At 74.0% G+C, this 20,180-nt stretch carries 18 protein-coding genes; 8 read left to right on the top strand and 10 right to left on the bottom strand.

Annotated features, from left to right (window positions below):
• Positions 1-31 precede the first annotated feature (31 nt).
• The 3 genes from ACI790_RS13020 to ACI790_RS13010 form a co-directional block, all read right to left on the bottom strand.
• Positions 32-1,501: a phytoene desaturase family protein gene (locus ACI790_RS13020; RefSeq protein WP_456570190.1), complete on the bottom strand. Its 1,470-nt coding sequence runs from the start codon at positions 1,499-1,501 to the stop codon at positions 32-34.
• 61 nt (positions 1,502-1,562) lie between these two features.
• The gene (gene meaB, locus ACI790_RS13015; protein ID WP_456570189.1) at positions 1,563-2,588 is read right to left on the bottom strand and encodes a methylmalonyl Co-A mutase-associated GTPase MeaB; all 1,026 of its coding nucleotides are present in this window, start codon (positions 2,586-2,588) and stop codon (positions 1,563-1,565) included.
• A complete protein-coding gene (locus tag ACI790_RS13010) occupies positions 2,585-3,775 on the bottom strand; it encodes an acetyl-CoA C-acetyltransferase (RefSeq protein WP_456570188.1) in 1,191 nt (396 codons plus the stop codon). The genes meaB and ACI790_RS13010 overlap by 4 nt, the downstream gene beginning before the upstream one ends.
• Positions 3,776-4,023: 248 nt before the next feature.
• Between ACI790_RS13010 and mce the strand changes: the two genes are divergently transcribed.
• The 4 genes from mce to ACI790_RS12990 all read left to right on the top strand — a co-directional run bounded on the left by mce (position 4,024) and on the right by ACI790_RS12990 (position 8,671).
• Entirely contained in the window at positions 4,024-4,500 is a 477-nt protein-coding gene (mce, locus tag ACI790_RS13005) for a methylmalonyl-CoA epimerase (protein WP_456570187.1), read from the top strand.
• A gap of 98 nt (positions 4,501-4,598) precedes the next feature.
• Entirely contained in the window at positions 4,599-5,930 is a 1,332-nt protein-coding gene (ccrA, locus tag ACI790_RS13000) for a crotonyl-CoA carboxylase/reductase (RefSeq protein ID WP_456570186.1), read from the top strand.
• Positions 5,931-6,092: 162 nt separating this feature from the next.
• Positions 6,093-7,370 (top strand): hypothetical protein, encoded by a 1,278-nt coding sequence (locus ACI790_RS12995; protein ID WP_456570185.1) that lies wholly within the window; start codon positions 6,093-6,095, stop codon positions 7,368-7,370.
• Positions 7,367-8,671, top strand: a complete 1,305-nt coding sequence (locus tag ACI790_RS12990) for a class F sortase (RefSeq protein ID WP_456570245.1) — start codon at positions 7,367-7,369, stop codon at positions 8,669-8,671. The genes ACI790_RS12995 and ACI790_RS12990 overlap by 4 nt, the downstream gene beginning before the upstream one ends.
• Positions 8,672-8,677: 6 nt before the next feature.
• Here the strand turns inward: ACI790_RS12990 and ACI790_RS12985 are convergent, their stop codons facing one another.
• The 3 genes from ACI790_RS12985 to nucS form a co-directional block, all read right to left on the bottom strand.
• A complete protein-coding gene (locus ACI790_RS12985; RefSeq protein WP_456570184.1) occupies positions 8,678-8,983 on the bottom strand; it encodes a hypothetical protein in 306 nt (101 codons plus the stop codon).
• Positions 8,984-8,986: 3 nt separating this feature from the next.
• Positions 8,987-10,768 (bottom strand): 3-hydroxyacyl-CoA dehydrogenase family protein, encoded by a 1,782-nt coding sequence (locus ACI790_RS12980; protein WP_456570183.1) that lies wholly within the window; start codon positions 10,766-10,768, stop codon positions 8,987-8,989.
• A 165-nt stretch (positions 10,769-10,933) separates the two neighbouring features.
• Positions 10,934-11,605, bottom strand: a complete 672-nt coding sequence (nucS, locus tag ACI790_RS12975) for an endonuclease NucS (RefSeq protein WP_456570182.1) — start codon at positions 11,603-11,605, stop codon at positions 10,934-10,936.
• A gap of 80 nt (positions 11,606-11,685) precedes the next feature.
• On the opposite strand from nucS, the gene ACI790_RS12970 reads away from it, so the two are divergent.
• Positions 11,686-12,570, top strand: a complete 885-nt coding sequence (locus ACI790_RS12970; protein WP_456570181.1) for a hypothetical protein — start codon at positions 11,686-11,688, stop codon at positions 12,568-12,570.
• 58 nt (positions 12,571-12,628) lie between these two features.
• Here ACI790_RS12970 and ACI790_RS12965 read toward each other — a convergent pair whose 3' ends face one another.
• Positions 12,629-13,975 (bottom strand): dicarboxylate/amino acid:cation symporter, encoded by a 1,347-nt coding sequence (locus ACI790_RS12965; protein WP_456570180.1) that lies wholly within the window; start codon positions 13,973-13,975, stop codon positions 12,629-12,631.
• A gap of 192 nt (positions 13,976-14,167) precedes the next feature.
• Positions 14,168-14,941, bottom strand: coding sequence for an enoyl-CoA hydratase-related protein (locus ACI790_RS12960; protein WP_456570179.1), 774 nt, complete (start codon positions 14,939-14,941; stop codon positions 14,168-14,170).
• 69 nt (positions 14,942-15,010) lie between these two features.
• On the opposite strand from ACI790_RS12960, the gene ACI790_RS12955 reads away from it, so the two are divergent.
• Positions 15,011-15,805: a YqjF family protein gene (locus tag ACI790_RS12955; RefSeq protein ID WP_456570178.1), complete on the top strand. Its 795-nt coding sequence runs from the start codon at positions 15,011-15,013 to the stop codon at positions 15,803-15,805.
• Here the strand turns inward: ACI790_RS12955 and ACI790_RS12950 are convergent.
• A complete protein-coding gene (locus ACI790_RS12950; RefSeq protein ID WP_456570177.1) occupies positions 15,735-17,753 on the bottom strand; it encodes a protein meaA in 2,019 nt (672 codons plus the stop codon). The two genes, ACI790_RS12955 and ACI790_RS12950, sit on opposite strands and share 71 nt — an antisense overlap.
• Positions 17,754-17,847: 94 nt before the next feature.
• On the opposite strand from ACI790_RS12950, the gene ACI790_RS12945 reads away from it, so the two are divergent.
• Positions 17,848-18,186 (top strand): hypothetical protein, encoded by a 339-nt coding sequence (locus ACI790_RS12945; RefSeq protein WP_456570176.1) that lies wholly within the window; start codon positions 17,848-17,850, stop codon positions 18,184-18,186.
• Between the two features lie 15 nt (positions 18,187-18,201).
• Here the strand turns inward: ACI790_RS12945 and murA are convergent, their stop codons facing one another.
• The gene (murA, locus tag ACI790_RS12940) at positions 18,202-19,479 is read right to left on the bottom strand and encodes a UDP-N-acetylglucosamine 1-carboxyvinyltransferase (RefSeq protein ID WP_456570175.1); all 1,278 of its coding nucleotides are present in this window, start codon (positions 19,477-19,479) and stop codon (positions 18,202-18,204) included.
• A 69-nt stretch (positions 19,480-19,548) separates the two neighbouring features.
• On the opposite strand from murA, the gene ACI790_RS12935 reads away from it, so the two are divergent.
• A complete protein-coding gene (locus ACI790_RS12935; protein ID WP_456570174.1) occupies positions 19,549-20,166 on the top strand; it encodes a cob(I)yrinic acid a,c-diamide adenosyltransferase in 618 nt (205 codons plus the stop codon).
• The last annotated feature ends 14 nt before the right edge of the window (positions 20,167-20,180 follow it).

Here is a 20,180-nt window from a genome sequence, read left to right as displayed (position 1 = left end):
TGCCGGAACGTCGAACCCTCCTGACGGCGGCTCAGCGGAGGGCGGGGCGCAGGGGTGGCAGGTGCCGGACGCCGAACACCTCGCGCAGCGCCACCTGCGCGGCGTTGTCACCGCAGGCCCCGTGCACGGCGGGCCCGGGCGGGGTCGCCGCCGACGCCAGGTAGACGCCCTTCACCGGGGTCTTGTAGGTGTTCCACCGCGGCACCGGGCGGGCCAGCATCTGCCGCAGCGTCGCCTGGCCGTTGGAGATGTCCCCGCCCAGGTAGCTGGGGTTCCACTCCTCCATCGCCACCGCGTTCTTCGTGTGGCGCTCGAGCACCGTGTCGCGGAACCCGGGCGCGAACCGCTCGATCTGCCGCTCGATCGCGTCGGTCATGTCGACCTGCGAGCCGTGCGGCACGTGCACGTACGCCCAGAAGATGTGCCCGCCCTCCGGTGCGCGGGTGGGGTCGGGCACCGTGGGCTGCACCGCGAGCACGTACGGGCGGTCGGTGATCTGCCCGCGGTTGGGCGCGCGCTCCCCCGCGATGGTCTCCTCCAGGTTCCCGGCGACGTGGATGGTGCCGGCCCGCCGCACGTCGGGGTTCGTCCACGGCACGGGCTCGGACAGGATCCAGTCGATCTTGAACACCCCCGCGCCGTGGCGGTACCGGGAGACCCAGCGGCGGTAGCCCTCGTGCACCCGGTCGCCGGCCATCCCGACGAAGGCCTCGGGCGTGGTGTCCAGCAGCACGGCCGGGACCCCGTCGAACTCGCGCAGGTCGGTGACGTGGTGACCGGTGACCACCTCGCCGCCCTGCTCCTCGAGCGCGGTGACCATCGCGTCGGCCAGCTTCTGCGACCCGCCCTCGATCAGCGGCCACCCGGCGTGGTGGGACAGCATCGTGAGCAGCATGCCGAGCGCCGAGGTCAGCGGCTGGCTGAGGTCGAGCATGCCGTGGGCGGCGGCGCCCCCGATCAGCGCCTGGCCCTCCTCGGTGTCGAAGTGCCGGCGCGCCAGCCAGCGCACGTTGGGCAGACCGGCCAGCCCGAACTGGGCGATCTGCGGCACGCTGCGCGTGGGCAGGCGGCGCAGCCGGCTGGTCAGGAAGAAGTCGACGACGTCTGTGCCGGACTCGACCAGCGGCCCGAACAGCCGGCGGTAGGCGTCGCCGTCCCTCCCCAGCCCCGCCGCCGTCTCCTCCAGCGAGCGGACCGAGACCGCCGCGCGCCCGCCGTCGAGCGGGTGGGCGAAGTTGACCTCCGGCTGGGCGAAGCGCACGCCGCGGCTCTCCGGGTCGAACTCCCGGAAGAACGGCGCCGCGGCCGCCATCGGCTGCACGATCGAGCAGACGTCGTGGTGGTAGCCGGGGCGCATGAGCTCCTCGGTGCGCATCCCGCCCCCGGGGCGCTCGGCCGCCTCCACCACCTGCACCCGCAGGCCGGCGGCCGACAGGCGCAGCGCCGCCGCCAGCCCGTTGGGTCCCGCTCCGACGACGACGGCGTCCGGCTTGCCGTTCACTGCCGTGGTCCGTTCACCCGTCCATCCTGGCCGCACCGCGCGCGACCTGCCCGGTCAGCGCCTACAGCTGACCGAGCAGCTCGTCGGCGGCGAGGTACGGATCGGTCCCGCCGGCGACCACCGCGTCGGCGAGCGCGCCCAGCGCGGCCGACCCCCGCACGTCGCCCATCCGCTCGCGCAGGGTGGCCAGCGCGATGGCCTCGATCTCGCGGGCGGCCCGCTCGCTGCGCCGGCGGTGGCCCTCACCGGAGGACTCCAGCCACTGCCGGTGCTCCTCGATCTTCGCCAGCACGTCGTCGACCCCGTTGTCGGTGTCCCGGGCGGCGACCGTGCGGCAGATGGGCGGGCGCCAGTGGCCGGCCTCGGAGTGCCGCCCACCGAGGGAGAGCATGTAGCGCAGGTCGCGCACGGTCTGGTCCGCGCCGTCCCGGTCGGCCTTGTTGACGACGAAGACGTCGGCGACCTCCAGGATCCCGGCCTTCGCCGCCTGGATGCCGTCGCCCATCCCGGGGGCGACCAGGACCAGCGTGGTGTCGGCCAGCGAGGCGATCTCCAGCTCCGACTGCCCGACGCCGACGGTCTCGATCAGCACCACGTCGCAGCCCGCCGCGTCGAGCACCCGCAGCGCCTGGGGGGTCGCCCAGGAGAGCCCGCCCAGGTGGCCGCGGGAGGCCATCGAGCGGATGAAGACGCCGCTGTCGCCGGCGTGGTCCTGCATGCGCACGCGGTCACCGAGCAGGGCGCCCCCGGAGAAGGGGGACGACGGGTCGACCGCGAGGACGCCGACCCGCTTGCCGGTCCGCCGCAGTGCCCGGACCAGCGCCGTCGTCGAGGTCGACTTGCCCACGCCCGGGGAGCCGGTCAGCCCGATCACCTGGGCACGGCCGGTGTGCGGCGCCAGCGCGGCGGCCACCTCGCGCAACGCGGGGCTGGCGTCCTCCACCAGGGAGATCAGCCGGGCCACCGAGCGCGCGTCGCCCTCGCGGGCGCGCGCGACGAGGGTCGGGACGTCGACCGAACGCCGCCCCCGCCGCCCCGTGGGGGCGGCGGAGGCGTCCGGCTGTACCGCGGTGCCGTCCGAGCTCACGCCTTGGCGGGGACGTGCAGGATCAGTGCGTCGCCCTGGCCACCGCCACCGCACAGCGCGGCGGCACCGACGCCGCCACCCCGGCGGCGCAGCTCCAGCGCGACGTCCAGCACGACGCGGGCACCGCTCATGCCGACCGGGTGGCCCAGCGCGATGGCGCCGCCGTTGGGGTTGACCTTCTCGGGGTCGATGCCCAGCTCGCGGGTGGAGACGATGCCGACGGCGGCGAACGCCTCGTTGAGCTCGACGACGTCCAGGTCCTTGGGGTCGATACCCTCCCGCTGGCAGGCCTTCTGGATCGCCCGCGACGGCTGGCTCTGCAGGGTGGCGTCCGGGCCGGCGACGACGCCGTGCGCGCCGATCTCGGCGATCGGCGTGATGCCCAGCTCGGCGGCCTTCTCGGCGCTCATGACCACCACGGCGCAGGCCCCGTCGGAGATCTGCGACGCGGTGCCCGCGGTGATCGTCCCGTCCTTGGCGAAGGCCGGCTTCAGCTTGGCCAGGCTCGCCGCGGTGGTGTCGGGGCGGATCCCCTCGTCCTCGGTGAACTCGATCGGGTCGCCCTTGCGCTGCGGGATGAGGACCGGGGTGACCGCCTCGGCGAAGATGCCGTCCTTGGCCGCGCGGGCGGCCTTCTGGTGGCTGGCGGCGGCGAACTCGTCCTGCTCCTCGCGGGTCAGGTCGTAGCGGGAGTTGGCCTTCTCGGTCAGCTCGCCCATCGCGACCTGGTCGAAGGTGTCGGAGAGGCCGTCGTGGGCCATGGAGTCGACGAGCTTGGTGTCGCCGTACTTCGTGCCGGTGCGCGAGTTGGCGAGCAGGTGCGGGGCCTGGGTCATCGACTCCATGCCGCCGGCGACGACGACGTCGTACTCCCCGGCGCGGATCAGCTGGTCGGCCATCGCGATCGCGGACAGGCCGGAGAGGCAGACCTTGTTGATCGTCAGCGAGGGCACCGACATCGGGATGCCACCGGCGACCGCGGCCGGGCGGGCCGGGTTCTGACCGGCGCCGGCCTGGATGACCTGACCCATGATCACGTAGTCGACCTGGTCGCCGGAGATGCCGGCGCGCTCGAGGGCGGCCTTGATGGCGACGCCGCCGAGGTCGGCCGCGGAGAAGTCCTTGAGCGAGCCGAGGAGCCGCCCCATCGGGGTACGGGCGCCGCTGACGATGACCGAGCGGGACATGCTGCCTCCAGTGCCGGGCCGCCGCCGGTGGCGACCACGTTGTCGGGACGCGCCGCGCCGGGCCGCGACCGGCAGGTCGCGGGCAGGCGCGGCGTCGGGCCTTCCCGGAAGGATAGGACGGCGTTCCGACCCGCGGCAGGCCCAGTTCTGTGGCCGCGGTCACGCCCGGGGGTCGGCCACTCCGCCCGAGAGGTGAGCCGCACCACTCCGAGCTGACGTCTCAGACGACTGGGCGGCATCATGCCCGCGTGACCACCAACGACGCCGAGCGCTCCAGCGCCCCCGCCGGACTGCCCGCGGGCCTGTTCACGACCATCGACCACGTGGGCATCGCCGTCCCCGACCTGGACGAGGCGATCGCCTTCTACGCCCAGGCCTTCGGGGTGCAGTCGGTGCACGAGGAGACCAACGAGGAGCAGGGCGTCCGCGAGGCCATGCTCGCCGTGGGTGACGGGGACACCCGCATCCAGCTGCTCGCGCCGCTCACGCCCGAGTCGACGATCGCCAAGTTCATCGGCCGCTCCGGCCCGGGTCTGCAGCAGCTGGCCTTCCGGGTCGACGACGTGGAGGCGGTCAGCGCCACGCTGCGCGAGCGCGGCCTGCGACTGCTCTACGACGTCCCCAAGCGCGGGACGTCGGACAGCCGGGTGAACTTCATCCACCCGAAGGACGCCGGCGGCGTCCTGGTGGAGCTCGTCGAGCCCGCCGCGAACCCCGCCCACTGACCCGCTGAACCCGCTCGGTTACCAGCGGGTAACATCCATCCACCCGCACCGCCCTCCGAGCCGGCCGAACGACGGCCACCGATGACCCGGGAGTACGCGTGAACGAGATCAGGGACGCCATCCTCGCCGACCAGCTGGATGCGCTGGGGGGCCTGGCAGTGCCGGAGTCCTACCGCGCCGTGCTGGTCCGCAAGGACGAGCAGGACATGTTCGAGGGCCTGGCCACCAGGGACAAGGACCCGCGCAAGTCGCTGCACGTCGAGGAGGTCCCGACGCCGGAGCTGGGGCCGGGCGAGGCGATCGTCGCCGTCATGGCGTCGTCGGTGAACTACAACACCGTCTGGACGTCGATCTTCGAGCCGGTCTCGACGTTCGGGTTCCTGGAGCGCTACGGGCGCCAGAACGCGCTGACCAAGCGGCACGACCTGCCCTACCACGTGGTCGGCTCCGACCTGGCCGGCGTCGTGCTGCGGGTGGGCCCCGGCGTCAACAAGTGGAAGCCGGGTGACGAGGTCGTCGCGCACTGCCTGTCGGTCGAGCTCGAGGACCCGGCCGGCCACGACGACACGATGATGGACCCGCAGCAGCGCATCTGGGGCTTCGAGACCAACTTCGGTGGCCTGGCCGAGCTCGCGCTGGTCAAGAGCAACCAGCTCATGCCCAAGCCGGCCCACCTGTCCTGGGAGGAGGCGGCCAGCCCCGGGCTGGTCAACTCCACCGCCTACCGCCAGCTGGTCAGCAAGAACGGTGCGGCCATGAAGCAGGGCGACACCGTGCTGATCTGGGGCGCCTCCGGTGGCCTGGGGTCCTACGCCACCCAGATGGCGCTCAACGGCGGCGCCATCCCGGTCTGCGTGGTGAGCAGCCCGGAGAAGGCCGAGATCGTGCGCAAGATGGGCGCCGAGCTGGTCATCGACCGCTCCGCCGAGGGCTACAAGTTCTGGAAGGACGAGCGCACCCAGGACCCCAAGGAGTGGCAGCGCTTCGGGAAGAAGATCCGCGAGCTCACCGGCGGTGAGGACGTCGACATCGTCTTCGAGCACCCGGGCCGGGAGACCTTCGGCGCCAGCGTCTACGTGGCCAAGAAGGGCGGGACGATCATCACCTGCGCCTCGACCACCGGCTACCTGCACGAGTACGACAACCGCTACCTGTGGATGAACCTGAAGAAGATCCTGAGCTCGCACTTCGCCAACTACAAGGAGGCGTGGGAGGCCAACCGGCTCATCGACAAGGGCCTCATCCACCCGACCCTGTCCAAGGTCTACCCGATGACCGAGGTCGGCCAGGCCGCCCTCGACGTCCACCGCAACGCCCACCAGGGCAAGGTCGGCGTCCTGACCCTCTCCCCCGAGGAGGGCCTCGGCGTCAAGGACGCCGAGAAGCGCGCGAAGCACCTCGACGCGATCAACCGCTTCCGCGGCATCTAATCGAGGAAGCTGCCTGCAGCACGTACGGCGAGGGCCGGGCCGCACCGCGGCCCGGCCCTCGTCGCACGCTCCCCGGCGTGGCACCAGGGACGGCCGGGACACCTGGGATCCGGTCCCCGTCCGACCGGTGACGAGCCCTTCCCCTTCTGCGAGGATGGACGTATGAGCGACCACCGCCGCGATCTGCCGATGCACCCGACGTCGCACTCGTTCGACGTGGTCCTGCGGGGGTACGACAAGGGGCAGGTCGCCGAGACGATCGAGCGGCTCGAGGAAGACTTCCGCATCGCCCTGGCCGACCGGGACGCCGCCGCCGCCCGGACGGCCGACCTGGCCGGCCAGCTGTCGGCCCTGCACGGCGAGGTCGAGTCGCTGCGCCGCAAGGCCGCGACCGCCTCGGCCCCCACGTTCGAGAACATCAGCGAGCGCATCCAGCACATGCTGCAGCTGGCCGAGGAGGAGGCGGCGGACATCCGCCGCGCCGCCGAGGCCGACGCCATGGCCGTCCGCGAGCAGACCGCCGCCGAGGAGCGGGCGCTGCTCGAGCGCCACGCCGCGGGGCAGGCCGAGGTCGAGCGGATGATCGGCGAGGCGCGGCAGAGCGCCGAGCAGATCGCGCAGAAGGCCCAGATCCGGGCCGACGAGCTGGTCGCCAAGGCCCAGGAGCGGGTGGCCCGGCTCGACGCCGAGTCCCAGGCCCGCCGCGCCAAGGTCGAGGAGGACTTCGAGATCGCGCAGCGTGCCCGCCGGGCCGAGGCCGCCCGGGCCGAGGAGGACCGCGAGCGCGTCTCCGTCCAGGCCGCCCGCCAGCGGATCGCCGCCGCCGAGCAGCACGCGGCCCAGCTGGTCGCCGAGGCCGAGGCCCGTGCCGAGGCGATCCGCGAGGTCCGCGACGAGCTGACCAGCCGGCTGGTCGAGGCCCGCCGGCTGCTGGACACCCTGCCCGACCTCGGCGACCGCGCCCCGCAGTCCCGCGACGACGCCGGCGCCGAGCGGCGCCGCCCGCAGCCGGCGGCGCACGCCGCTCCGGACACCTCGCCCGAGCAGCCGGCGGTTCCGGCCCGGCAGCCGGCCGCCGCGGCGCAGCCGTCACCGGGTGCCCAGCCGGCACCGGCCGCGCACTCGGCTTCCGAGGCCCAGCCGTCTCCCGAGGCCCAGCCGGCGCCCGCCGCCCAGTCCCCGGCGCAGGTCGCCGGGCCGCAGACCGGGCAGCAGCCGGCCGTCCGGGTCACCCGGGGCGAGAGCGAGGCCGCCGCAGCCCGGCAGCCCACCCGTCCCGAGCCGGTGACCGCCACCCTCCCGGCCGCCCAGCGCTCCGGTGAGCCGACGACCCGGCAGCTGCCCATGCCACCGCGGCCGACGCCCACCGGCCCGGGCACGGCCCCCCAGCCGGCCGCCACCCAGTCGATCGACCAGCCGGTGGGCCAGGGGCGCTCCTGACGCCCCTGCCCCGCCCCGGGACAGCCCGCGTCCGGCCCGGACGCGGGCTGTCGGCCGTCCTGGCCCTGCTGCTCGTCGCGCTCGGCGGCGTCCTGGCCGCGCCCGGCCGGGCACTGGCGGACGAGGCCGGGGCGGGACTGCTGCGCGTCGCGCACCTCTCCCCCGACACCCCGGCGGTCGACGTCTCCCTGACCCCGGCCGCACCGCCCGGCCAGGTGCTGACCGATCCCGGGCCCGTGGTGGCCGGTGGGCTCGGCTACGGGGAGGTCGGCGGCTACGCGGAGCTGCCGGCCGGCGCGTACGCGGTCAGCGTCCGTGCCGCCGGCGCTCCGGTCACCACGCCCCCGGTACTCGCCACCCGCCTGGAGGTGTCCGCCGGCCAGGCGTGGACCGTGGCGCTCACCGGCTCGTTCGCCCGGCTGTCCCTGTCGCCGCTCCCCGACGACCTGAGCGCGCCTCCCCCGGGGGCGGCACGGCTCCGGGTGCTCGCGGCGGCGGCCACGCTGCCGTCGGTCGACGTGGTGCTCGACGACGGCCCGCCGCTCGCGACCGACCTGCGCTTCCCCGGGGCAGGCGCCCCGGTCGCGGTGCCCGGCGGCCGGCACGTCGTGCGGGTGCCCGGCACGGACGTGGCCGTCGCCCTGGACCTGCCGGCCGGCACGGTCGGCACGGTGCTGGTCCTCGACCGGCCGGGCGGCGGCGTCGAACTGCGCCCGGTCGTGGACGCCACCGGACCGGCGGTGTCGCCCGAGGGCGGGGTCGAGGCCGGCGGTGGACCGGGCGCTCCCGAGGGCTGGCTGTCGCAGGTCCTCGCCGTCCTCACCGCCGCGGCACGTTTTCCGCCGCCGTCCGCCGGAGCCGCGGCCCCCGTCCGGCTGCAGGTTCCGGCCGCGGGCATCGACACCGCCGTCGTCGGTGCCGGCCTGGACCGCGACGGCGCGCTCGTCCCCCCGGCGGACCCGGAGCTGACCGGCTGGTTCACCGGCGGCCCGCTCCCCGGTGCGCCCGGTCCGGCCGTCCTCACCGGCCACGTGGACTGGGCCGGCCGCCCGGGCGCCTTCAGCGGGCTGGCGGAGGTCACCCCCGGGGACGAGGTGCGGGTGGCACGGGCCGACGGCACGACCGCCCGCTTCCGGGTCACCGCCGTCGACCGCTACGCGAAGACGGCGTTCCCCGGACCGGTGGTCTACGCCCCCACGCCGGCGGCCGAGCTCCGGCTGATCACCTGCGGTGGGCCGTTCGACGAAGGCCTGGGCAGCTACCGCGACAACGTGGTGGTGTCGGCCGAGCTGATCGGCTGAGCCCGCTCAGCGCCGCCGGTCGCGCGCCCGCCAGCAGGCGGTGTGCCAGTGCCGCCGCCGGTCGGCCGCCGAGTCGACGTCCCAGGGGTCGAGGTCGGAGTTCCGGGCGTAGGCCGGCCAGGCGACCACGTGCGGCGTCCCGGGGCGGATCTCCTGGTCGCAGCCCGGGCAGCGGTAGGTCTTGCCCGTGGCCGCCCCGGTGATCGCCCGGACGACCCAGTCACCGTCCGACGCCTCCTCGACCGGGTCCGCGCGACGGGCCGGCTCCCGACCTGCTGGTCGGGAGCCGGCCCGTGGACGGCGACGGGGCACCCGTCAGCGGCCGGCGTAGTCCCGGAAGCCGCGGCCGGACTTCCGGCCGAGGTAGCCGGCGGTGACCAGGTGCTCGAGCAGCGGCGCCGGCGCGAAGCCCGGCTCGCGGAACTCGGTGTACAGCTCCTTCTCGATCGCCAGCGAGACGTCGAGGCCGACGACGTCGAGCAGCTCGAACGGCCCCATCGGGTAGCCACAGCCGACCTTCATGGCGGCGTCGATGTCGTCGGCGGTGGCGTAGTGCGCCTCCAGCATCCTCACCGCGTCGTTCAGGTACGGGAAGAGCAGTGCGTTGACGATGAAGCCGGCGCGGTCGGTGCAGGAGACCGCGTGCTTCCCGAGCTTCGCCGAGACCGCGTGGATGGTCGCCGCGACGTCCGGGGCGGTGGAGATCGTCGACACGACCTCGACCAGCTTCATGACCTGCGCGGGGTTGAAGAAGTGCATCCCCACGACGTCGGCCGGGCGGCCGCTGGCCTTGGCGCACTCGATGACCGGCAGGCTCGAGGTGGTCGTGGCCAGCACGGCGCCGGGCTTGGCGATCTCGCCCAGGTTGGCGAACAGCGCCTCCTTCACCGGCAGGGACTCGACGACGGCCTCGATGACCAGGTCGCGGTCGGCGAGGTCGTCCAGCGACGTCGTGCCGGTGACCCGGCCGAGGATCTCGTCCTTGGCCGCCTCGTCGAGCCGGCCGCGGACGACCTGCTTGTCGAGGGACTTGGCCAGCGCCTTGGTGACGACCTCGACCTTCTCCGGGGACCGGGCCACGAAGACGACGTCGTACCCGCCCTTGGCGACGACCTCGATGATCCCGGTGGCCATGGTGCCGGAGCCCACGACGCCGACGGTCTGCACCGGGCGGGCGCCCTCGGCGGCGCCGCCGGGGGTCGGGGTGGCGTCGTCGGCGACGACTTCGGCGGAGCCGGCCTCGGCGTAGGAGTAGAAGCCGCGGCCGACCTTCCGGCCGAGCAGGCCCGCGGTCATCATCTGCTTGATGACCGGGCTCGGCGCGTGCAGCCGGTTGCGCGACTGCTTGTACATCGTGTCGAGGATCTCGTAGGCGGTGTCGATGCCGATGAGGTCCATGAGCGCCAGCGGCCCCATGGGCAGGCCGCAGCCCAGCCGCATGGCCGCGTCGATGTCCTCACGGCTGGCGTACCGGTTCTCGTACATGGAGACCGCGTGGTTGAGGTAGCCGAACAGCAGCGCGTTGGCGATGAAGCCCGCCTTGTCGCCGATCGTCACGTCGACCTTGCCGAGCCGCTCGGCCAGCGCCTCGACGTCCTCGACCACCGCGGGCTCGGTGACGACCGTGCGCACCACCTCGACGAGCTTCATGACCGGCGCCGGGTTGAAGAAGTGCATCCCGATGACCTTGCTGGGCCGGCCGGTGACGACCGACAGCTCGGTGACCGACAGGCTCGAGGTGTTCGTCGCCAGGATGGTGTCCGGCGGGCAGATCTTGTCGAGCTTGGCGAACAGCTCGGCCTTGAGCTCCATCCGCTCGGGCACGGCCTCGATGACCAGCTCGACGTTGCTCAGGTCCTCCAGCGAGGTGGAGAACCTGATTCGCTCGAACATCGCGTCACGGTCGGCGGCGTCGAGCTTGCCCCGGGCCACCGCCCGGTCGGTGGACTGCTCGAGGTGGCCCCGGCCGCGCGCCAGCGCCTCGTCGTTCACCTCCACGGCGGTGACCGACAGGCCCGCCCGTGCGAGCACCTCCGTGATGCCGGCACCCATGGTGCCCAGCCCCACGACGCCGACCTCGTTCAGTTCCCTGGCCACGTTGCCATCTCCTCCCACCACCGGTGATCGCGGGCAGTCTCTCACCCGCCGTTCCCGGCCGTGCGGGGACTACCGGGCGGTAACCGGACGCCGCAGCGATGTGCGCCGATGGCACCCCTGGGACCGGGCAGGGCGCCATCGGCGCACATCGCTGCCGGGCGGTGGCTAGAAGAGCCGCTGGGACGGGTCGTCGGTGCCCTTGAGGACGGCGTAGTCGACGGTCACGCAGTCGATCCCGCGGTCCTGCGCGAGCACCCGTGCCTGGGGCTTGATCTCCTGGGCAGCGAAGACGCCCTTCACCGGCGCGAGCAGCGGGTCGCGGTTGAGCAGCTCGAGATACCTGGTCAGCTGCTCCACCCCGTCGATCTCGCCGCGGCGCTTGATCTCCACCGCGACGACCCGGCCCTCGGCGTCGCGGCAGAGCAGGTCGACCGGCCCGATCGCCGTCGGGTACTCCCGGCGCACCAGCGACCAGCCCGGCCCGAAGGTCTCCACGTGCAGGGCGAGCAGGCGCTGCAGCTCCGCCTCGACGCCGTCCTTCTGCAGGCCGGGGTCCGCGCCGAGCTCCTGCGCGTGGTCGTGCAGGACCTCCTCGATGCTGATGATCAGCTGCTCGCCGGCCTTGTTGGTCACCGTCCACGTGCCCGAGCCGTCGGCGAGGTCCTCCTCGAGCCGGCAGGGCGGGCTCATCCAGTTCAGCGGCTTGTAGGCGCGGTCGTCGGCGTGCACCGACACCGACCCGTCCGCCTTCACCAGCAGCAGGCGGGTCGCCGGAGGCAGGTGAGCGGTGAGCCGACCGATGTAGTCGACGGAGCAGCGGGCGATGACCAGACGCACGGGCGCCGACGGTACCGGCCGGACGCCGGAGGGCTCCCGCGGGGACGGAACCATCCGGGCGGGCCCGCCGTCGTACCCGTATGCCGACTCGTCCCGTGCGCACCGTCGCCGCGGTGGTGCTGGTCCTCCTGCTGGCCGCCTGCGCGCAGCGGACCGGCGGGCAGGGCGCCGGCGGGGCGGGGTCCCCGGCCGCGCCGGGGACCGAGGACGCGACGGTCGTGCTCCAGGTCCTGGAGACCGGCGGCTACACGACGCCCGCGATGCTGACCGGCCGGGTCCCGACCGTCACCGTGTACTCCGACGGCCGGGTGATCACCGACGGCCCGGTGCCGGCGATCTGGCCGGCGCCCGCGCTGCCCGACCTGCAGCAGTACCTGCTCGACGACGGCGGAACGCGGGAGCTGGTCGACCGGGCGCTCGCCGCGGGCGTCGCGGAGACCGGCGACCTCGGCGCGCCGCCGGTGGCCGACGTGACCAGCACCCGGTTCGTCCTCCGCACGGACGGGGAGACGGTGACCCGGGACGCCTACGCCCTCGGGATCGGTTCGCCCCCCGGCGCGGACGGGCGCTACGGGCTCACCGAGGAGCAGATCGCCGCCCGCCAGCGGCTGCTCGCGCTCGTGGACGAGCTGCGCGACCCGGCGACGGTCCTGGGCGCCGACCGGGTGACCGGGCCGGAGCCGTACCGACCCGAGGCGGTGGCGGCGCTGGTGACCCCGTACGTGGAGGTCGAGCCGGTCCAGCCGGAGCACCCGTGGCCAGGCCCGGAGCTCCCCGGCGAGCCGGTCGCCCCCGGGGTCGCCTGCGTCACGGCCGAGGGCGCAGCTGCGCAGGCGGTCCTGGACGCCGCGGCGTCGGCCGGCTCGGCGACCCCGTGGACCTCCCGCGACGGATCACGGTGGTCGGTGCAGCTCCGCCCGCTGCTGCCGCACGAGTCCGGCTGCGCCGACCTGCCCGCGGAGTGACCACGGGCCCGGACCTCGCGAGGAGGTCCGGGCCCGTCGGTGCCCGGGGGGTGCGGCGTTACGCGGTCGCGGGTTCCCGCAGGTCGGCGTCGACGCCGCCGCGCTCCTCCACCGGGGCGAGCGGGTCGATCGTCTTCGTCGAGCGGTAGCGCTCCAGGTCGAGGATGCCCTCCCGCTTGGCCACGATCGTGGGCACCAGCGCCTGCCCGGCGACGTTCACCGCGGTGCGCCCCATGTCCAGGATCGGGTCGACGGCCAGCAGCAGACCCACGCCGGCCAGCGGCAGGCCGAGGGTGGACAGCGTGAGGGTCAGCATGACCACCGCGCCGGTGACGCCGGCGGTGGCCGCCGAGCCGATGACCGACACCAGGACGATGAGCAGGTAGTCGGTGAGGCCCAGGTCCACCCCGAAGAACTGGGCGACGAAGATGGCCGCCAGGGCGGGGTAGATCGCCGCGCAGCCGTCCATCTTCGTCGTCGCGCCCAGCGGGACGGCGAACGAGGCGTAGGACCGCGGGACGCCCAGGTTCTGCTCCGTCACCCGCTCGGTCACCGGCAGCGTGCCGATGGACGAGCGCGAGACGAAGGCCAGCTGGATCGCCGGCCAGGCCCCGGCGAACCACCGCAGCGGCGAGAGGCCGTGCAGCCGCAGGAGCACCGGGTAGACGACGAACAGCACCAGAGCGAGACCGGCGTAGACCGCGCCGGCGAAGACGCCGAGCGAGCCGAGGGACTCCCAGCCGTAGCTGGCGACCGCGTTGCCGATCAGGCCGACGGTGCCCAGGGGTGCCAGCAGGATGACCCACCACAGCACCTTCTGGACGACGGCGAGCGCGGAGCGGACGAAGCCGAGGAACGGCTCGGCCGCGTCGCCGACCTTGAGCACCGCGACGCCGATCGCCGCGGCGATGACGATCAGCTGGAGGACGTTGAACGACAGGTCGCCCTCGGCCGACGACTGCAGGCCGAGGACGTTGCCGGGCACGATGCCGTTCAGGAAGTCGAACCAGGAGCCGGTCCGGGTGGGGTCCTCCTGCGCCGCGGCGTCGACCGAGCTGTTGCGGCCCGGCTGGGTGAGCAGGCCGAGACCGATGCCGATGCCGACGGCGATCAGCGCGGTGATGGCGAACCACAGCAGCGTCTGGGCGGCCAGGCGGGCCGCGTTGGAGACCTGCTTGAGGTTGGCGATGCTGACGATCACCGCGGTGACGATCAGCGGCGGGACGAGGGTCTTCAGCAGCGTGACGAAGGTGCTGCCGATGGTCTGGAGGGTGCTGGTGAGCCAGTTGGGCGAGCCGTCGGCGACGGTGCCCAACTCCCGGGCGACGAAGCCGAGGGCCACGCCCACGACCAGGGCGAGGAGGACCTGCGCCGCGAAGGGCACGCGGCGGAGACGAGCGAGCACGGGGGTGGTTCCGTTCTGGGTGAGGGTCGACCGGGCGGGGAGGCGTCAGCCCCGACAGCGGTCCACGGTCACGCGGCCGAAGTCGACGGTCCGCCGCCGCGTCAGCCCCCAGATGTTGCGCACGGGTAGGTCAGTCCTCCGGCGCGCCCGGGCATTCCGGCTGTGGCCGGGTTCACCGGCCGGGTGCGCCGCTCAGTCCGGCCAGACGGGACGCCGCTTCTCCAGGAACGAGGCCATGCCCTCGCGCGCACCGGGCAGCTGGCTGGCCGCGGCCATGACCTCGATCGCGGTCGCGTACGCGTCCCGTTCGGGCCGGTCGAGCTGGGCGTACATCGTCTGCTTGCCCCACCCCTTGCTGGCCCGCGAGCCACGGGTGGCCCGGTCCATCAGGTCGTCGACGGCGGTGTCCAGGTCGGCGTCGGGCACGACCCGGTTCACCAGCCCCCAGTCCAGCGCCGTCGCCGCGTCGATGACGTCACCGGTCAGCGCCAGCTCCATCGCCCGCTTGCGGCCCACGTTCCGGGCGATGGCGACCATCGGCGTGTGGCAGAACCAGCCGCCCTTGCCGCCCGGGGCGGCGAAGCCGGCGGACTCCGCCGCGACGGCGAGGTCGCACGAGGCGACCAGCTGGCAGCCGGCGGCGGTGGCCAGGGCGTGCACGCGCGCCAGCACGACCTGCGGCACGTCCTGGACGGTCTGCATCAGCTGGGTGCACAGCCGCAGCAGGCTGCGCACCTCGGGCAGCGCGGCGCCCGCGACGTCGGCGAAGTCGTGACCGGCGCTGAACACCGGCCCTTCCGCGGCGAGCACGATGCCCGCGGCGTCGCTCTCCCCCGCCGCGGTGACGGCGGTGAGCAACTGGGTGAGGTGCTCGCGGGAGAGCGCGTTGCGCTTCGCCGCGCGCGTCATCGTGATGCGGACGACGTCGCCGTCGCGTTCGACCCGTGGCGCACCCTGCTCGGTCATGCCCCGACCCCACCACGCCCGGCCGCGGTCGGCAATGACGATCGGTGCCGGAGGGGGGACGCTGGGCCGGTGCCCGATCCCGAACCGCTCAGCCGGACCGCCCCCCGCCCGGCGGGGCGCACGGTGTTCACCCAGGGCTGGCGCGACGTCGCGTTCCTCCACTGGGCGGTGGACCCGGCGCGCGTCGCCCCCCTGCTGCCGGCCGGCACCCGCCCCGACGTGCTCGACGGCGCCACCTACGTCGGGCTCATCCCGTTCCGCATGCAGCGGATCGGGCTGTTCGGGGCGCCGGGCATCCCCTACCTCGGCTCGTTCCCCGAGACCAACGTCCGGCTCTACTCGGTCGACGCCCGGGGACGCCGAGGCGTCGTCTTCCGGTCGCTGGACGCCGGACGGCTGGTGCCCGTGCTCACCGCACGCTGGGCCGCCCGCCTGCCGTACGCCTGGTCGCGGATGCGGATCGAGCGCGCCGGCGACCGCTGGACCTACAGCTGCCGCCGGCGCTGGCCCGGCCCCGCCGGCGCGCACAGCAGGATCGCGCTCCGGGTGGGCGACCGGCTGCCGCAGCCGGGCCCGCTGGAGCACTTCCTGACCGCCCGGTGGGGGCTGCACCGGCCCGGACGGCGGGGTCCGGCCTACTGGCCGAACGAGCACCCGCCGTGGCCGCTGCACCGGGCAGAGCTCGTCGACCTCGACGACGCGCTGCTGTCCGCGGCCGGCCTGGGCGAGCTCGCGGGCCCGCCCGACAGCGTCCTGTTCTCCCCGGGCGTCGACGTCCGCTTCGGCCCGGTGGTCAGACCGCCGCGGGCACCTGCGCCCCGAGACCGTTCGCCTCGCGGACCACGTCGACGACCTGGCCCATGATGTCGTTGAGGCCGAAGTCCTTGGGCGTGAAGACGCGGGCGACGCCCTGCTCGCGCAGCCGCCGCGCGTCGCTGTCGGGGATGATCCCGCCGACGACGACCGGGACGTCGTCCATCCCGGCCGCCCTCAGCCCCTGCAGCACCGCCGGCACGACCTGGAGGTGCGAGCCGGAGAGCACGGACAGCCCGACGACGTGCACGTCCTCCTCGACCGCCGCCGAGACGATCTGCTCGGGGGTGAGCCGGATCCCCTGGTAGATGACCTCGAAGCCGGCGTCCCGGGCCCGCACGGCGATCTGCTCGGCGCCGTTGGAGTGCCCGTCCAGCCCCGGCTTGCCGACCAGGAAGCGCAGCCGACCGCCGAGCTCCTCGCCGGTGGCCCGCACCCGCTCGCGCACGCCGGTCAGGTTCTCGTCGGCCTCCCCGCCACCGGCGGCCGCCGCCACGCCCGTGGGCGCCCGGTACTCGCCGAACACCTCGCGCAGCACCCCGGACCACTCCCCCGTCGTCACGCCGGCGCGGGCGCAGTCGAGGGTGGCGGGCATGAGGTTGACGTCGGAGGACGCCGCCTCGCGGAGCGCGTCGAGGGCCTTGCGCACCGGCTCCGGGTCCCTCTCGGCCCGCCACTTCTGCACCGCCTCCTGGGCGGCGGCCTCGACGGCCGGGTCCACGACCATGATCGCGGTGTCCAGGTCGGCGGTGAGCGGGTTCGGCTCGGTGGTGTCGAACTTGTTGACCCCGACGACGACGTCCTCGCCGCTCTCCATCCGGCGCCGGCGCTCGGCCAGCGAGGCGACCAGCTCGCCCTTCATGTAGCCGGACTCGACGGCGACCACGGCCCCGCCCATCTCCTGCACGCGGGCGATCTCGGCCCGGGCGCCTTCGACGAGCTCGGCGACCTTCTTCTCCACCACGACCGAGCCGGTGAACAGGTCCTCGTACTCGAGCAGGTCGGTCTCGTAGGCGAGCACCTGCTGCAGCCGCAGCGACCACTGCTGGTCCCAGGGCCGGGGCAGCCCGAGGGCCTCGTTCCACGCCGGCAGCTGCACGGCCCGGGCGCGGGCGTCCCTGGACAGGGTCACCGCGAGCATCTCGAGCACGATGCGCTGGACGTTGTTCTCCGGCTGCGCCTCGGTGAGCCCCAGGGAGTTGACCTGCACGCCGTAGCGGAAGCGGCGGTGCTTGGGGTCCTCGACGCCGTAGCGCTCCTTCGTCAGCTCGTCCCACAGCTGGGTGAAGGCCCGCATCTTGCACATCTCCTCGACGAAGCGGACCCCCGCGTTGACGAAGAAGGAGATGCGCGCGACGACCTCGCCGAAGCGCTCCTGCGGCACCTGGCCCGAGTCGCGCACCGAGTCCAGGACGGCGATCGCGGTGCTCATCGCGTAGGCGATCTCCTGCACCGGCGTCGCCCCGGCCTCCTGCAGGTGGTAGCTGCAGATGTTGATCGGGTTCCACTTCGGCATCGTCGTCACCGTGTAGGCGACCATGTCGGTGATCAGCCGCATCGACGGCGCCGGCGGAAAGACGTAGGTCCCCCGCGACAGGTACTCCTTGATGATGTCGTTCTGCGTCGTCCCGGCGAGCTTCGCGACGTCGTGCCCGTGCTCCTCGGCGACCGCCTGGTAGAGCGCGAGCAGCCACATGGCCGTGGCGTTGATCGTCATCGACGTGTTCATCTCGTCGAGCGGGATGCCGTCGAAGAGCGCACGCATGTCGCCGATGTGCGTGACCGGGACCCCGACCTTGCCGACCTCGCCGACGGCGAGCTCGTCGTCGGGGTCGTAGCCGGTCTGCGTGGGCAGGTCGAAGGCCACCGAGAGACCGGTCTGCCCCTTCGCCAGGTTGCGGCGGTACAGGGCGTTGGACTCGGCCGGCGAGGAGTGGCCGGCGTAGGTGCGCATGACCCAGGGACGGTCACGCTCCTCCGGCGTGTGCGGGAACGGCATACCGGCGGAGTGTAGGGCGGTTACCGATCGGTAGCAGCCCCGCCCACCCAGGGTGTGCGGTGGCACACTCGATCGGGTCGGACGGGAGGGCGCCATGCCGGAGGACGCGGGCAACCTGTACTACCTGGTGGGGCCGGCCGTCACGGTCGGCGTCCTCGTGCTCCTGGTGCTGTTCGCCCGCTGGGCGTTCGGCGGCGGCGACCACGGCGGGCTCGGCCGCGGGGCCGGCGCGACCACGGCCGGGGACGACGGGCTACTGACCCGGGTCGCCACGCTCAGCCGCCGCGAGTCGGCCCTGGCACTGCGGGCGGTGCTCTCCGACGCCGGCATCCGCTCCACCGTCCGCTTCCCCGGGGCGCACCGCGCCGAGGTGCTGGTCTTCCCGGAGGACGCCGATCGGGCCCGCGCGCTGGCCGCCTCGTTCGGCAGCTGACCCGGGCCGGGGGGGTCAGTCCGGCCGCTGCGTGCGCCGCACGTCGGCGCCCAGGCCGCGCAGCTGGTCGACGAAGTCGGGGTAGCCGCGGTCGACGTGGTGCACGTCCTGCACCTCGGTGATCCCGTCGGAGCACAGCCCCGCCAGCACCAGCCCGGCGCCGGCCCGGATGTCGGTGGCCAGCACCGGCGCGCTGGAGAACCGCTCCCGGCCGCGGACGACGGCGTGGTGCCCGTCGATCCGGACGTCGGCGCCGAGGCGCACCAGCTCGTTGACGAACATGAACCGGCCCTCGAACACGTTCTCGGTGATCAGCGCCGTCCCGGTGGACACCGCGGCGAGGGCCACGGCCATCGGCTGCAGGTCGGTCGGGAAGCCGGGGAACGGCAGCGTGACGACGTCGACGCAGCGCGGCCGGCCGTCCATCGCCACCCGGATCCCGTCGGGCAGCGCCTCCACCGTGGCCCCGGCGTCGACGAGCTTGTCCAGCGCCACGGTGAGGTGCTCGGCGACGGCGCGCTCGACCACGACGTCGCCCCGGGTCATGACCGCGCCGATGGCCCAGGTGCCGGCGACGATCCGGTCGGGCACCGTCGAGTACTCCACCGGCTGGAGGGTGTCGACGCCCTCCACGGTGATCGTGGAGGTGCCGGCGCCGTCGATCCGCGCGCCCATCTCGCCGAGCATCCGGCACAGATCGACGATCTCGGGCTCCCGGGCGGCGTTGTCCACCACCGTGGTGCCCTGCGCCAGCACCGCGGCCATGACCAGGTTCTCGGTCGCCCCGACGGACGGGAAGTCCAGCCAGATCGAGGTGCCGGTGAGCCGGGGCGCCGTGGCCACCAGGAACCCGTGCTCGCTGACGATGGTCGCGCCGAGCCGCTCCAGGCCCGAGATGTGCATGTCCAGCCCGCGGGAGCCGATGGCGTCACCGCCGGGGAGGGCCACCCGCGCGCTGCCGCAGCGGGCGACGAGCGGGCCCAGCACGCTGATGGACGCGCGCATCCGCCGGACGAGGTCGTAGTCGGTCTCGGTCGACGGCTGCTCGGGGACGTCGATGGTCAGCCGGCCGCCACCCGTCCCGGGCGAACGCTCGTAGGAGACGCCGCAGCCGAGCCGGCGCAGCACCTCGCTCATGATCGTCACGTCGAGGATGTCGGGCACCTCGTCGATCGTCGAGCGCCCCGTGGCGAGCAGCGCCGCCGCCATGAGCTTCAGGGCACTGTTCTTGGCACCGGTGACCCGCACCCGGCCGGCGAGCCTGGCTCCCCCGGTCACCTCGAAGCACTCCACCGGAACACCCTACGGCGCCGGGTCCGCGCACCGTCGCCGCCGCGGTCGGGCGACGCCTAGGCTGCGGGCATGACCGTCCGGCTCACCCGCATCTACACGAAGACCGGCGATGCCGGCCAGACCCACCTGGGCGACATGAGCCGGGTCTCGAAGACCGACCCGCGGCTGGTGGCCTACGCCGACGTCGACGAGGCCAACAGCGCGATCGGCGTGGCGCTCGCGCTCGGCTCGGCCGGGCCCGAGCTCACCGAGCTGCTGCGCAGCATCCAGAACGACCTCTTCGACGTCGGCGCCGACCTGTGCACGCCGATCGTGGCGTCCCCGCAGTACCCGCCGCTGCGGGTGACCGCCGCCTACACCGAGCGGCTCGAGGCGGCCTGCGACACCCACAACGAGACGCTGCCCAAGCTGAACAGCTTCATCCTGCCCGGCGGGACGCCGCTGGCCGCGCTGCTGCACCAGGTGCGGGTGGTCGTGCGGCGCGCGGAGCGCAGCGTGTGGGCGCTGCTGGAGGCCGAGCCGGAGCGCACCAACCCGGAGACCGCGCGCTACCTGAACCGGCTGTCGGACCTGGTGTTCATCCTGGGCCGGGTGGCCAACCCCGACGGCGACATCCTCTGGGAGCCCGGCGCGCACAGCGGCGCCCACGCCCAGCGCGAGGCGGCGGCCGGGCAGCGCTCGGACTGAACCGGCCCGCGGCC

The sequence above is a fragment of the Blastococcus sp. SYSU DS0539 genome, assembly GCF_054050855.1.
Note: the sequence above shows the minus strand (reverse complement) of the source record. Positions and strands in the feature narration are given on the sequence as shown.